The sequence below is a fragment of the uncultured Bradyrhizobium sp. genome (assembly GCF_964252615.1).
Taxonomy (GTDB): Bacteria; Pseudomonadota; Alphaproteobacteria; order Rhizobiales; family Xanthobacteraceae; genus Bradyrhizobium.
Genome location: NZ_CAXUNQ010000034.1, coordinates 1 through 13,206 on the forward strand (window position 1 = coordinate 1; position 13,206 = coordinate 13,206).

At 63.3% G+C, this 13,206-nt stretch carries 13 protein-coding genes; 6 read left to right on the forward strand and 7 right to left on the reverse strand.

Going from position 1 to position 13,206, the window contains the following annotated elements; translation table 11 throughout:
* Nucleotides 1-93: 93 nt before the first annotated feature.
* Both ACFE72_RS16355 and ACFE72_RS16360 read right to left on the reverse strand, forming a co-directional pair.
* Complete coding sequence (locus ACFE72_RS16355) at nucleotides 94-471, reverse strand: response regulator (RefSeq protein WP_375414164.1); 378 nt, start codon at nucleotides 469-471, stop codon at nucleotides 94-96.
* Nucleotides 472-474: 3 nt separating this feature from the next.
* A complete protein-coding gene (locus ACFE72_RS16360; protein WP_375414165.1) occupies nucleotides 475-1,326 on the reverse strand; it encodes an MJ0042-type zinc finger domain-containing protein in 852 nt (283 codons plus the stop codon).
* 153 nt (nucleotides 1,327-1,479) lie between these two features.
* On the opposite strand from ACFE72_RS16360, the gene ftsE reads away from it, so the two are divergent.
* The 4 genes from ftsE to ACFE72_RS16380 all read left to right on the forward strand — a co-directional run bounded on the left by ftsE (nucleotide 1,480) and on the right by ACFE72_RS16380 (nucleotide 4,731).
* Nucleotides 1,480-2,139, forward strand: coding sequence for a cell division ATP-binding protein FtsE (ftsE, locus tag ACFE72_RS16365; RefSeq protein ID WP_375414166.1), 660 nt, complete (start codon nucleotides 1,480-1,482; stop codon nucleotides 2,137-2,139).
* An 8-nt stretch (nucleotides 2,140-2,147) separates the two neighbouring features.
* On the forward strand, nucleotides 2,148-3,119 hold the full coding sequence (locus tag ACFE72_RS16370) for a cell division protein FtsX (RefSeq protein ID WP_375414167.1): 972 nt from the start codon (nucleotides 2,148-2,150) through the stop codon (nucleotides 3,117-3,119).
* 115 nt (nucleotides 3,120-3,234) lie between these two features.
* Nucleotides 3,235-3,945 carry a YdcF family protein gene (locus ACFE72_RS16375; protein WP_375414168.1) on the forward strand — a complete coding sequence of 237 codons (711 nt, stop codon included), beginning with the start codon at nucleotides 3,235-3,237 and terminating at the stop codon, nucleotides 3,943-3,945.
* Nucleotides 3,946-3,957: 12 nt separating this feature from the next.
* Complete coding sequence (locus tag ACFE72_RS16380; protein WP_375414169.1) at nucleotides 3,958-4,731, forward strand: lysophospholipid acyltransferase family protein; 774 nt, start codon at nucleotides 3,958-3,960, stop codon at nucleotides 4,729-4,731.
* An 87-nt stretch (nucleotides 4,732-4,818) separates the two neighbouring features.
* On the opposite strand, the gene ACFE72_RS16385 is transcribed toward ACFE72_RS16380, so the two are convergent.
* From ACFE72_RS16385 to ACFE72_RS16405, 5 genes are all read right to left on the reverse strand, one after another.
* Nucleotides 4,819-5,304: a peroxiredoxin gene (locus ACFE72_RS16385; RefSeq protein ID WP_375414170.1), complete on the reverse strand. Its 486-nt coding sequence runs from the start codon at nucleotides 5,302-5,304 to the stop codon at nucleotides 4,819-4,821.
* A 215-nt stretch (nucleotides 5,305-5,519) separates the two neighbouring features.
* On the reverse strand, nucleotides 5,520-7,205 hold the full coding sequence (locus ACFE72_RS16390) for a long-chain fatty acid--CoA ligase (RefSeq protein ID WP_375414171.1): 1,686 nt from the start codon (nucleotides 7,203-7,205) through the stop codon (nucleotides 5,520-5,522).
* 146 nt (nucleotides 7,206-7,351) lie between these two features.
* Nucleotides 7,352-8,833 (reverse strand): D-alanyl-D-alanine carboxypeptidase family protein, encoded by a 1,482-nt coding sequence (locus ACFE72_RS16395; protein ID WP_375414172.1) that lies wholly within the window; start codon nucleotides 8,831-8,833, stop codon nucleotides 7,352-7,354.
* A 170-nt stretch (nucleotides 8,834-9,003) separates the two neighbouring features.
* Nucleotides 9,004-10,809 carry a glucan ABC transporter ATP-binding protein/ permease gene (locus ACFE72_RS16400; protein WP_375414173.1) on the reverse strand — a complete coding sequence of 602 codons (1,806 nt, stop codon included), beginning with the start codon at nucleotides 10,807-10,809 and terminating at the stop codon, nucleotides 9,004-9,006.
* An 84-nt stretch (nucleotides 10,810-10,893) separates the two neighbouring features.
* Nucleotides 10,894-11,964: an ABC transporter substrate-binding protein gene (locus tag ACFE72_RS16405; RefSeq protein ID WP_375414174.1), complete on the reverse strand. Its 1,071-nt coding sequence runs from the start codon at nucleotides 11,962-11,964 to the stop codon at nucleotides 10,894-10,896.
* Between the two features lie 228 nt (nucleotides 11,965-12,192).
* Between ACFE72_RS16405 and ACFE72_RS16410 the strand changes: the two genes are divergently transcribed.
* Together ACFE72_RS16410 and hisE are read left to right on the forward strand one after the other, a co-directional pair.
* Entirely contained in the window at nucleotides 12,193-12,645 is a 453-nt protein-coding gene (locus ACFE72_RS16410) for a hypothetical protein (RefSeq protein WP_375414175.1), read from the forward strand.
* A gap of 115 nt (nucleotides 12,646-12,760) precedes the next feature.
* Complete coding sequence (gene hisE, locus ACFE72_RS16415; protein ID WP_375414176.1) at nucleotides 12,761-13,162, forward strand: phosphoribosyl-ATP diphosphatase; 402 nt, start codon at nucleotides 12,761-12,763, stop codon at nucleotides 13,160-13,162.
* Nucleotides 13,163-13,206 lie beyond the last annotated feature (44 nt).

The window sequence follows — 13,206 nt, forward strand, 5'->3', positions numbered from 1 at the left end:
CAAACCCGGCAATGACGGCCTCTCGTGTCCCGGCGTGATGCGGCGCTACGCAGCGTGGAGACGGCAGCCGCGGTGGGCGACATGCCGGAAAAACTACTTCGCCTTCCCTGCCGCCAGCGCATCCGCCACCGCGGTGCGGATATCGGCCACCGAGAACGGTTTTGTCACCACGTCGTGCACGATGGCGTTGAGGCCGGAGGCGCGTTCGCGCTGGTCGGCGAAGCCGGTCATCAGCAGGATCGTGACTTGCGGAAAGTCGCGCGCGGCGGCGAGTGCCAGGGCGATGCCGTCCATGATCGGCATCTTGATGTCGGTGAGCAGCAGGTCGAACGCGCCGCGATCGCGGTTCAGGATCTCCAGCGCCTCGGCGCCGTCCTCGGCGGTGACGATATCGTGGCCGTCCAAGGCAATGGCCCGCGCCACAAGCGCGCGCATTGATTCTTCGTCGTCGGCGATCAGGACACGCGCCATGACCTAGACGCCGCCGCCGGCGATGTCGCGCTTGTTGAAGAAGCGCACGTCGATGTTGCGTCCCTCCGGCGGCGGCGAGGCGAGGCGCGACTTGAACCAGGCTTTTTCGCCAGGCTTCAATACCGGCTGTTCCAATACCGCATTCCAGGCGTAGATCTCCGCACCCTGGGCGTCACGCACCGAAAACCTCAGGCGCGGCAGTTCAACCGTCTTTTTCGCCTGACCGATGACGACGCCCTCGATCACCAGCACCGGCTTGCCTTCGACGTTTTCGCTGCTGACCTTTACATCCTTGAACACCAGCCCGCGCAAATTCACCTCGAGCCCGACCGCCTTGTAAAACGCCGCGGTTTGCGGCAGCAGCCGCACCACATCGGTTCGCCAGATCATCAGCGCCAGCAGCAGCGCGCCCATGGCGGCGCAGACCGTTGCAAGGCTGACGGTCGGCAGGCCAAAGGACACCGATGGTTTCAGGCGGCGCAGCAAGGACCGGCGCGGCGCGGCCTTGGCCTGCGGCGCGTCCGGCGCGGCCGCGGGGGGCCGGGGTTCGGGACCGCTTTCCGGTTCGACCGGCCACTCGGCGGAGATTGACGGGCTTTCCACCAGCGGAGGTTCCTCCTCCTGCCCAGGGCCGTTGCCGGCGGTCTGGTTCCGGCCGGCCGCCGGGAGCGAATTTGGCGCAGCATCGCCGCTCTCGGCCATGGACGGCATCAGGGCCTGGGTAACGACCGTATCCTCCGGCCGCGCCAGCCAGACCTTCTTGCAGCGCGAGCACCGGACCGTGCGCCCGGCGGCGCCCAGGGTGGTGGGATCGATTGCGTAGGATGTCGTACAGTGAGGACAAATGATGTGCATGAGCGAATCGCTGCAAATGACGTTTGGCCGACGCTACAGGCCGACCGTTAACGAATCGGAAACCATAACGGCCGCAAAACCGGTTGGCGGGGTGCGCCGCCGAACCGGAGGGTGGCCGCTTCGCCCCTCATGTCCCGTCGAACGGAGCTGAGCTTGGTCCGGTTCGAAAACGTCGGTCTGCGCTACGGATTGGGTCCGGAGATTCTGCGCGACCTCAGTTTCCAGATCCCGGCGCATTCCTTTCAGTTCCTCACCGGCCCTTCCGGCGCCGGCAAGACATCGCTGCTGCGGTTGCTGTTCCTGTCGCTGCGGCCGACCCGCGGCCTCGTCAACCTGTTCGGCGAGGACGTGTCGCAGCTCGGCAAGGAGGAGATCGCGGCCTTGCGCAAGCGGATCGGAATCGTGCTGCAGGATTTTCGGCTGCTCGACCACATGACCACCTACGAGAACGTGGCGCTGCCGTTCCGGGTGATGGGCCGCGAGGAATCCAGCTATCGCCGCGAGGTCATCGACCTGTTGAAATGGGTGGGCCTCGGCGAGCGGATGGACGCGCTGCCGCCGGTCCTTTCCGGGGGCGAGAAGCAACGCGCGGCGATCGCGCGCGCGGTTATTTCGCGGCCGCAATTGCTGCTGGCGGACGAGCCGACCGGCAATGTCGATCCGACCCTCGGGCGCCGGCTGCTGCGGCTGTTCATTGAATTGAACAAGTCCGGCACCGCCGTGGTGATCGCGACCCATGACATCACGCTGATGGATCAATACGACGCGCGCCGAATGGTGCTGCACCAGGGCCGGATCCATTTCTATGAGTAAACCCTTTTATGAGTAGGGAACGCGACGAGCGCCACGCGTTGATGGACCTCGGACACGAGCATCCGCAGGTGGCGGTGAGGGCGCGCAACCTGTCGCCGATCGTGCCGCGCGCCTCGATCGCGGGCCGCGCGCTGATCGCGGTGGTGGCGATCATGACGTTCCTCGCTTCGATCACCACCGGCGCGGTGCTGCTGGTCGCCGCCTCCGCCGCGGAATGGCAGTCCGACGTGGCCAGCGAAATTACCGTTCAGGTCCGCCCCCTTGCCGGGCGCGACATCGAGCGCGACGCAACCGCCGTAGCGGAAGTGCTGCGGGCGCAGCCCGGCATCGTCGGGGTGCGGCCGTTCAGCAAGGCCGAATCCGCAAAATTGCTGGAGCCGTGGCTCGGCAGCGGGCTGTCGCTGGACGATTTGCCGGTGCCGCGCGTCATCGTCGCGCGAATCGCGCCCGGCGCCGTGCTCGATCTGGCCGGATTGCGCGGCCGGACATCGCAGGCAGCACCGACCGCCAGCGTCGACGATCATCGCGCCTGGATCGAACGGATGCGGTCGATGACCGGCGCGATCGTATTTGCCGGCGTCGGCGTCCTCCTGCTGGTCATCATCGCCACCATCATTTCCGTGTCGTTCGCAACCAGGGGGGCGATGGCGGCAAATCGCCCGATCGTCGAAGTTCTGCACTTCGTGGGCGCGGGCGACCGCTACATCGCCAATCGCTTCCAGCGGCATTTCCTGCGGCTTGGCCTCGAAGGCGGCTTGATCGGCGGCGTCGCGGCGATGCTGCTGTTCGGCTTCTCCGAATCCATCGCCGGGTGGTTTTCCGGCACGCCGGTGGGAGATCAGTTCGGGGCGCTGTTGGGGACGTTTTCGCTGCGCCCGTCCGGCTATGTTGCGCTGGCGGCGCAGGCGGTATTGATCGCGGCGATCACCGCCTGGGCGTCGCGGCGAACGCTGTTCGCCACGCTGAACGACATCGACTGAGACGGTTTTGTTCCCGGCGTACGCATTGCGGCCGTGCCCGCGGGGACTCCACTTCGTCTGAAAACGCACTAGACTTGCCGGTGCCAGACTTTGATTTGAGAAGACCTGAGATGCAATGAATTCGCCGTCCGACCAGGATCCGGATGCATTCGCCACCCCGCCGCGGGGATGGTTGCGCGCGACCATCGTGGCCTTGATGGCGATGGTGTTCGTCGGCGCCGCGATCGGCTTTGTCGGCTTCCTGTCGCAATTGCGCGCGGTCGAGGTCAATCCCTCGAGCAAAGCCGACGGCATCGTCGTGCTCACCGGCGGATCGTCGCGCGTATCCGATGCGATGGAATTGCTGGCGGGGGGCTATGGCAAGCGGCTATTGATTTCGGGCGTGCATCCTACCAACGCTGCAAGCGACATCTCGCGGTCGCTGCCGGACAACCAGTCGCTGCTCGGGTGCTGCGTCGATCTCGACCGGTCGGCCGTCAACACCCGCAGCAATGCGGCGGAAACCCGGCGCTGGGCCCGCGAACGGGGCTTCAAGTCGCTGATCGTGGTGACATCGAATTACCATATGCCGCGCGCCATCGTCGAGCTGTCGCACGCGATGCCCGATATCGAGCTCATTCCGTTCTCGGTGATCGGCGAGAAATGGCGCGACGAGCCGTGGTGGACGAGTGGCGCGACGTTGCGGCTGCTGCTATCGGAATATGTGAAATATGTCGCCGCCGAAGTGCGGGTCCGTCTGGCCGATCTCGGTCTCGAGCTGTCGCCCGAAATCGTCGACCGGTCGACTGGATCGCAGGCCTCTCCGAGGACGGCGGCCGCCAACTGAAACGGGCTATCAATGGTTTCGATCTTCCTGCGTTCGCTGGCCTACAACGTGCTGTTCTATCTGCTGCTGGCGTTCTGGGTGATTGTCGGTCTGCCGACCCTGCTGCTGCCGCGATGGGCGGCCGTGGCGATCGCCCAGAACTGGGCGCGCAGCAGCATCTGGCTGATGCGCGTGATCTGCAACACCAGGGTGGAATACCGCGGCGTCGAGAAAATTCCGAAGGGATCGCTGATCGTCGCGTCGAAACATCAATCGATGTGGGAAACCTTCGCGCTGCTGCAGTTCTTTCCCGAACCGCTTTTCATCCTCAAGCGCGAACTGAAATGGATCCCGTTTTTCGGCTGGTATCTGATCAAGACCGATATGATCGGAGTCGTCCGCGGCGCCGGCGGGCGGTCGCTGATCGCGATGGCGCGGCGCGCCGGCGAAGAAGTCCGGCGCGGCCGCCAATTGATCATCTTTCCCGAGGGCACCCGGACTGCGGTCGATGCGCCGCCGCTTTACAAAACCGGCGTCGGCCAGGTCTATGTCGATTGCGGTGTGACCTGCCTGCCGGTGGCGCTCAATTCCGGACTGTTCTGGCCGCGCCGGACGTTCATGCGATATCCCGGAACGCTGGTGGTCGAATTTCTCGACCCGCTGCCGCCCGGCCTCACGCGCAATGAATTCATCGCGCAGGTTTCTGCCGTGATCGAGCAGGCCACCGGCCGCCTGATCGAGGCGGGACGGCGGGAGCAGGCGCAGTTGTTCGGACGGGTGCCGGGTTCCTCGTCGGCCAAAGCGTAAGGCTTATTCGTCTTCCCTCCCGCGCGGGCAGGGAAGACGTCGCGTGGCCGCAGGTTATTGCGAGCGAGGTTGTTGCAGCCCGCGCCCTCACAACTGTCCCAGCAACGTGTCGCCGCCGGAAACCTCGACCTTGCCTGGAGCTGGCTCGATATTGAGTTTCTTGACGACGCCGTCTTCGACCAGCATCGAGTAGCGTTTGGAGCGGGTGCCGAGACCGTTGCCGGATGCGTCCAGTTCCATGCCGATCGCCTTGGCGAATTCGGCGTTGCCGTCGGCGAGAAACACGGCTTCGTCGCGCTGGTCAGTATCGCGTTTCCAGGCATTCATGACAAAGGCGTCGTTGACCGAAACGATGGCAATGGTATCGACGCCCTTGCCCTTCAACGCGTAGGCGTTGAGGAAAATGCTGGGCAGATGCATCTTGTGGCAGGTGCCGGTGTAGGCGCCGGGCACCGCGAACAGCGCGACCTTCTTGCCTTTGAACACGTCATCGGTGCTCTTGACCTGCGGACCTTCCGCCGTCATCACGCGAAATTTTGTCTCCGGCAGCTTGTCGCCGATTTGGATGGTCATCGTTGGTTCTCCTTGGGGTATGCGGGGATGTCTTAGAGCATTTTGCGGTTATTGGGAAACCGGTTACCGCAACAGAATAGCCGTCGTCCCCGCGAAGGCGGGGATCCATAACCCCTGGTATTCAAGTTCGGTGAAGATGATGTTCCAACACGCTCCGTGCCAGAACTGATGCGGCACGGAGTATGGGTCCCCGCCTTCGCGGGGACGACAAACTATCACGCCGCGGCTTTCTTGTTCTCGTCGCGCAGTTCGCGGCGCAGGATCTTGCCGACATTGGTTTTCGGCAGATCGGTCCTGAACTCGATCTGCTTCGGCACCTTGTAGGCGGTCAATTGCGTCTGACAGAACTTGATAATGTCCTCGGCCGTGACGTTGAGGTCTTTCTTGACCACAAAAGCCTTCACCGCCTCGCCTGAGCGCGCGTCCTCGACGCCGATCACGGCGCATTCCAGCACGCCGGGATGGCTCGCCACCACGTCCTCGATTTCGTTCGGGTAGACGTTGAAGCCGGACACCAGGATCATGTCCTTCTTGCGGTCGACGATCTTGGTATAGCCGTCCGGCGTCATCACGCCGATGTCGCCGGTGCGGAAATAGCCATCCGGCGTCATCACATTCGCGGTTTCGTCCGGCCTGTTCCAGTAGCCCGCCATCACCTGCGGCCCCTTGGCGCAGATTTCCCCGGGCTCGCCGAGCGGCACTTCGTTGCCGTCATCGTCGCGGATCGACAGATAGGTCGACGGCACCGGAATGCCGATCGAGCCGGAGAATTTATCGGTATCGGCGGGATTGCAGGTCAGCGTCGGCGAGGTTTCCGACAGGCCGTAGCCCTCGGACAGTGCGCAGCCGGTGGTCTTCAGCCAGGCTTCCGCGACCGCCTTCTGGGTGGCCATGCCGCCGCCGAACGACGTCTTCAGCTTGGAGAAATCCACCTTGTCGAAGCCCGGCGTATGCAGCAGTCCGTTGTAGAGCGTGTTGACCGCTGGAAAACTGTTGACCTGGTATTTCATCAGTTCCTTGATGAAGCCGGGCATGTCGCGCGGATTAGGAATCAGCAGGTTGACGCCCCCGGCGCGCATCGCCAGCAGAAAGCAGGCCGTCAGCGCGAAGATGTGATAGAGCGGCAGCGCGCAGACGATGAACAGTTGATCGACGTGGGGCGGTTTCCTCAGCGCCGGCTGCAGCCAGGCGTCGTTCTGCAGCACATTGGCGAGAATGTTGCGATGGAGCAGCGTCGCGCCCTTGGAAACGCCGGTCGTGCCGCCGGTGTATTGCAGGAAGGCGACGTCGTCGGGCGAGATCTTCGGCTTGTTGAGCGTCATCTTGCGGCCGGCCGCGATCGCATCATTGAATTTCACCGCGCCCGGAATCGAAGAGGGCGGCACCATCTTCTTTACCTTGCGGACGACGAAATTCACGATCAAGCCCTTGAAGCCGAGCAGGTCGCCCATGCTGCCGACAACGACGTGTTTCACCGCGGTCTTTGCCAGCACCTGCTGCACCGTGGGCGCAAAATTCTCCAGCACCACGATGGCCTCGGCGCCGGAATCCTTGAGCTGATGCTCGAGCTCGCGTGGCGTGTAGAGCGGATTGACGTTGACCACCGCATAGCCCGCGCGCAACACGGCGGCAGTCGCCACCGGATATTGCAGCACGTTCGGCATCATCAGCGCGACACGCGCGCCTTTTGCGAGGCCCTTGCTCTGCAGAAAGGCCGCGAGCGCCCGTGACAACTCGTCAAGCTCGGCATAGCTGATCGACTTGTCCATGCAGATGAAGGCCTTGCGGTCGCGGAATTTTGCAAAGCTTTCTTCCAGCAATTCGACCAGTGACGCGTATTGTGTCACGTCGATGTCGCTGGGTACGCCGGCCGGATACTGCTTGAGCCAGATGCGCTCCATGGTATTCCCCCTAAACCATCCCCGTTTCTTGCAAGACGGGACGCCTTGTTTCAGAGAGTATTGAGCAATGCGGTGGCCAATGGCAAGCGGGCTGCGCGCACGGGCCGCATCGCGGTCGCGAAAGGCGCGAATTCCGGCGGGGGGTATTAAGTACGCGGAGCGGCGGCAGTCTTTTGATCGGCGGCCGGCTTGGCATCGCCGGTGGTGCTGTTTTTAGGTAGATGCCTGGGCTTTGCGGCGGTCCTGGGCTTTGCCGGCTTGGCTGCAACCACGGGTTTTTCGGCAGGTTTTGCCGCTGCCGCCTCAGGCTTGACGCCGGCATGCTTGGCGCCGGCGGGCCTGATCGGCACGTTGGGGTCGATTGTTACCGAAACCCTCTTATCCGATTTGACATCCTTGGCGGCAGTCTTCGCGTCAGCCGTGGCAGCGGGTTTCTTGGCTGCGGTGTGGCCCTTCGTTCCCCGGCGTGGCGTCTGCTTTTCGGAATCGACCGCCAAAGCGGCAATTAGCGCGGGACCGGTCTTGGTCGGGCCGGTATAGACGATAACAGGTTCCGAGGGCGATGGCGCTGCCGCGAGCATTTCCGATGGCTTTAACACCGGCGGCTGCAATCCGGCGGTGAAAAACGTGACCCCGGTTTCGCCGTTGCCCGAACCGCTTGAATTGCTGGCGACGGTATCCTCATCCTCGTCGCTGGCTGGGCGCTTGCGTTTTCCGCCGCACATCTCGTCGCGCAGGTTCGGCGGCGAAGCGTCGATCGGAACCAGATTGTCGACGGTGCCAAGCGCGGGGCGTAGCCAGGTGAGATTATTATTGGCGAAACCCCGCTCGAGCAGTTGCGCGGCCCGTACCGCGCGCATACGGCCCGACGACGAACCGAGCACCACAGCGATCAGGCGTTTGCCGTTGCGCGTCGCCGAGGCGACGAGATTGTAGCCGGAGGCGCAAATGAAGCCGGTCTTGAAACCGTCGGCGCCGGGGAAGCGGCCGATCAGCTTGTTGAAGTTCTGCGTCACCCTTCGGCCGTAGCGGATCGACGGGATGTGGACGAAATATTCGTATTCCGGCAGGTCGCGAATGATGGCGCGTGCCAGAATCGCCAGATCCCGCGCCGAGGTGATCTGCCCGTCCGCCGGCAGTCCGTTCGGATTGACGTAGGAGGTCTGGGTCATGCCGAGCCGCTGCGCCGTCTCGTTCATCATGACCGAAAAGCCGTCGATCGAACCGCCGACGCCCTCGGCAAGCACCACGGCCATGTCGTTGGCCGACTTCACCATCATCATCTTCAGCGCATTGTCGACAGTGACCTGAATGCCCGGCCGGAAGCCCATCTTGGACGGCGACTGCGCGGCCGCGGTGGGGGATACCGTAAGCAGGGTGTCGAGCGAGATGCGGCCGTCCTTGACCGCCTTGAGCGTGACGTAGGTGGTCATCATCTTGGTCACGGAAGCCGGATACCAGGGATAGGTGGCGTTCTCGGCTTGCAGCACCTTGCCGGTATCGGCCTCGACAACCAACAGCGCCTCTGCATGCGCCGCGCGCGGCACCAGGGCGGCGATCGAAAGTCCTGCGACGAGAATCAGCCGTTTCAACGACGGCCTGCGACGTAGCTCGGTGAAAAAATGCACGGTCCGGTTCCGGTCCTTATGAAGACGCGCCCTGCGGGAAGGAGCCTTGGCATGTAACATTCGGATCAAGCGTGTCCGGCGGCGAACCCGAACCTATACCGGCTTGCGCAGCCAGAACAGGGGCCATGCCGGATTAAATCGGGGATGAAAGGGGCCGAATTTCGACCGACTTAATTCTCGGCCGCGGCAGCGCTTGCGTCCGGCATGGCCAGACTGGCCCGCGAATTCTCCTGAACCATGAACTGGGCTCGTGCAAGTTCCGAGAAATGCCCGCCGAGCGCGACGAGTTCATCGAAAGTTCCGCTTTCGATCACGCGTCCGTTGTCAAACACCAGAATTCGCGTCGCATTGCGGATAGTGGAGAGCCGGTGCGCGATCACGAACGTGGTGCGTCCCTTCATCACTTCGTCGAGAGCGGCATTAACCTTGGCCTCGGTTACCGCGTCAAGCGCGCTGGTGGCTTCGTCAAGGATCAGGATCGGCGGATTTTTCAGGAGCGCGCGTGCGATCGACAACCGCTGCCGTTCGCCGCCGGACAGCATGCGGCCGCGCTCGCCGGCGTTGGTTTCGAATTTCAGCTCGCCGCGCTCGATGAATTCCAGCGCCTGCGCGCGGGCTGCCGCGATCCGCATCTCGTCCTCGGTGGCGTCGGGCTTGCCGACGCGCAGATTGTCGGCGATCGAGCGGTTGAACAGCAGCGCCTCCTGAAACACCACGCCGATGTTCCGCCGCAGCGCCGTCAGCGTCAGGCCGCGGACGTCCATGCCGTCGATCTTGATAAAGCCGGACTGCGGGTCGAAAGCGCGATGCAACAGCGCGATCGCAGTAGATTTGCCGGCGCCGGTCGGGCCTACCAGCGCAATGGTCTGGCCCGGAAGTGCCGTGAAGGAGAGATCCTCCACCGCCGGCCGCTTGCCGTCATACGAAAACGAAACGTCGTTGAATTCGACCAGGCCCGAGAGCCGGCCGGGATCGATGGCGTCGGGCCGGTCGCGCACCGCGGGCAGGGCGTCCAGCACGTTGAAGAATTCCTGCAGCCGCGGTGCTTCCATGAACACGTTGTTGATGAAGGAGACCACCTGCTCGAGCTTCTGGATCAGCATGGTCGCGAAGCTGACGAACATCACGATTTCGCCGACCGTGGTGAGTCCCTGCGCGTGCAGCACGATGCCGACCGTGAAAATCGCCAGCACGGTGATGGTGGTCGAAGCCCGCGTGATCACGGTGACCAGCGCCCACCACGACAGCACCGGCATCTGCACCGCCAGCAGCTTGTCGGCGACGAAGCGCAGGCCCTGCACTTCCGCATCGATTCGCACAAAACTCTGCACCAGCGCGACATTGCCGAGTGCGTCCGAAGCGCGTGCCGAGAGATCGCTGTAATGCGCCTCGACCTCGCTCTGCATGCCGTAGGTCTTGCGCACCACCAGCGTCGTCAGCACGGTGAACACGACGCAGAGAATGAAAAGCAGGATGGCGAGCCGCCAGTTGATGTAGAGCGCCAGCGGCAGCAGCACGACCAGCGACATGATCGCGGCAAAGTGCTCGCGGAAAAATCCCAGCCACAGCCGCCACAACGAGTCGGTGCCGTTCAACATCACCTTCATCAGGCGGCCGGAATGGGTGCCGGTGTGGAAGGTCAGCGGCAACTGCATGATGTGTTCGAAGTAGCCGGTCAGCACCGCCTGGCGTTGGCGATGCGCCAGCTTGTCGGCGTTCAGCGCCACCGCAGCCCCGCAAAGGATGGTGAACAGGCCGAACGCGACCCAGGCCGTCAGCAGCGGCCAGGCGGAGGAGGCTGCCGGCAGGTCCTCGGAAGACTTGCCGGAGAGCACGTCGATAATCTTGCCGAACAGCACCGGTTCGGCAAATTGCGCGCCGGCCAGCAGCAGGTTGGCGCCGGCGAGGATCCAGCCCAGCCGCGCCTCTTTCCCGAGCAACTGCAGGACGCGGGTGTAAAGGCGGAGGAGGGACATCCAGGGCTCGGTTCGGCGCAATGATCAGGCGCGCATTCTAACCAGGGATCGGGGGCGCGATATAGCCGTCCGGCAATCTTTTGTTCAATGGATCAGACGCCCGCTGGACGCCGGCAGGAACGCATCATCGAAAATGTCCGCAGCGGTAGGCCTGGCGCGAAATTTGAAATCCTCGGCCAGCTGACCGATCGATCGGTCGAAGCGGGCCGGATCGATGCCGCCGATGCCGTTGCGCTTGACCTCGTCGGTCAGGATGTTGTCGCTGATGACGGCGCGCAGGCGTGCCAATTCGAGCTCGCGCGAGCCGCCATCCATCTGGGTCAGGATATCGTCGACCGCCCGCATCGGTTCCTTGATGGCGAGCCGCGTGCCGGCGATCACCGCCCGCAGAAATGCCCTCACCGCTTCCGGCTTGGCGGCGGCGAACGCCGGATTGACGATCAACGCAAAGCCGTAGGCTTCGCAGCCATAGTCCGTGAAGCGAAGCACGGCGATATCGTCGGCCGGAATACCGCGGTCCCTCAGATTAACCCCTGCCAAGTATGAAAAGCCGGTCGCGGCATCGATCTGGCCCGCCGACAGCATCGGCTCGCGGACCGCAGGGCTGAACTTGGCTTGCTTTACGCTGCCGATCCTGATTCCGTTCTGATGCGCCAGCGCCGGCCAGAACCAGATCGAGAAGTCGCCGTCGGCGACGCCCAGGGTTTTACCTTGAATGTCGGAAAGCGCGCGGATGCCGCGGCTCTTGCGCGCGATGATGGCATAGGGCGCCTTGTTGAACAGCACGAATACCGCCTTGACCGGCGGCGCGTCGGCGCTGTCGCGAAAGCGGACCAGGACATTGATGTCGACCAGCGCCAGATCGCTGCTGCCGGACGTGACGCGCGCAATCGCTTCGGGCGATCCGTTGACGATATTGGTCGCGACCGCCAGCCCTTCCGCCCGAAACAAGCCCCTGGTTGACGCCAGCACGAAAGGTGCGGCACTGGCATCAAGCGGACGATCGCGGGTGAGTTGGATCGGGGTTTGCGGCTGATTCTCTTCTGCCGCCCAGTCTGGCTGTGCACCGGCGCATGCAAGGCTTAGCGCCGTCACGGCCCGGACCGGAAATCGTGTCAGAAATCGCCTGACGGCGATCAGCGAGATTATGAGCATTGGCTGTACAACAGAAAGCCGATAGCAGTTACCGCAACAGGAGGGACTGGTTCAAGACGCCGCGGGCCGTCCGGGAAGTATGCCTTTTCGAAGCTGAACAGCCAATGACTGGCTTTTATTCCGCCGCCGCGGCCGTTGCGGTCGCCATTCGAACAAGGAACTCGTGATGCGCCCAGGGGTTAGTTAAAGAACCGGCCCAGGCCGCGTTGGCACATGGAGCGCCTCAAGATGTTCACGCCGAAACATTTGATTTCGCCATGGGCACACGCCGCCGCGCTGGCGACAGTTGCGGCGCTGGCGCTGCCGGCCTTGGCGCCGTCGGCCGCCCACGCCCGCTCGTTGATGCCAGTCGGCAGCGTATGGGCAATGTCGGGGACCAGCGGTGCGACTGATGTTAGTGCAGCCCGGCGCATTCGTGGCGGCTATCGTGGCGGCGGCGCTGCCGCAGCGGCAGCGTTCGCTGGAATCGTCGGTACCGGACTCGCCATCGCCGCCTCCCGGGATCGTGGTTATTACGGCGGCCCCGCCTACTACGACGGCGGTCCCGCCTATTATGGCGGCACCCCTTATGATTCGTATGGCTATGATGGCGGTCCGCCGGCCTATTATGGCGGCGGTGGTTACGGCTACCGGAATTCCGGCGTGCCTTACTTCCGCGGCCATCCCAACGCGGGCTGGTAAGACCGTTGATCCCGGCCTGATCGCAGCAAGTTTTACGCTGACAGCGATCGGTATGGATGAATTATCCGGGAACCGCGTTAACACGCTGAAGACCGGTTTGGATTAGCTTCAGGGGATGAGTGATTCGCTGGAACGGCTTTATCAGGCGGTGATCGCGGCCAAGGATCTCGATCCGGGGATTTCGCGGACCGCCCGGCTGTTTCAGCGCGGCCCTGCAAAAATGGCCAAGAAGCTTGCAGAAGAGGCCATCGAAGTCGTGATCGACACCGTCAACGGCAAGACCGAGGCGGTGATTCGTGAAAGTGCCGATCTTCTCTACAATCTCACGGTGCTATGGGCCTCCGCGGGCGTTCGTCCTGAAGACGTATGGCGTGAAATGGAACGCCGCGAGCACTTGCTTGGCATTGCCGAGAAACTGCCGAAACCGGCAGTGAAGATGCCCAAGGCCGTTGCGACCGGGATCGGGCGGCGACCAATTGTCGCGCTTGCCGGCCGCACCCAGCGCAAACGCCACTAGGTCCTCACAAAATTCCTGTATTGCCCGGCATGGACAAAGCCGCG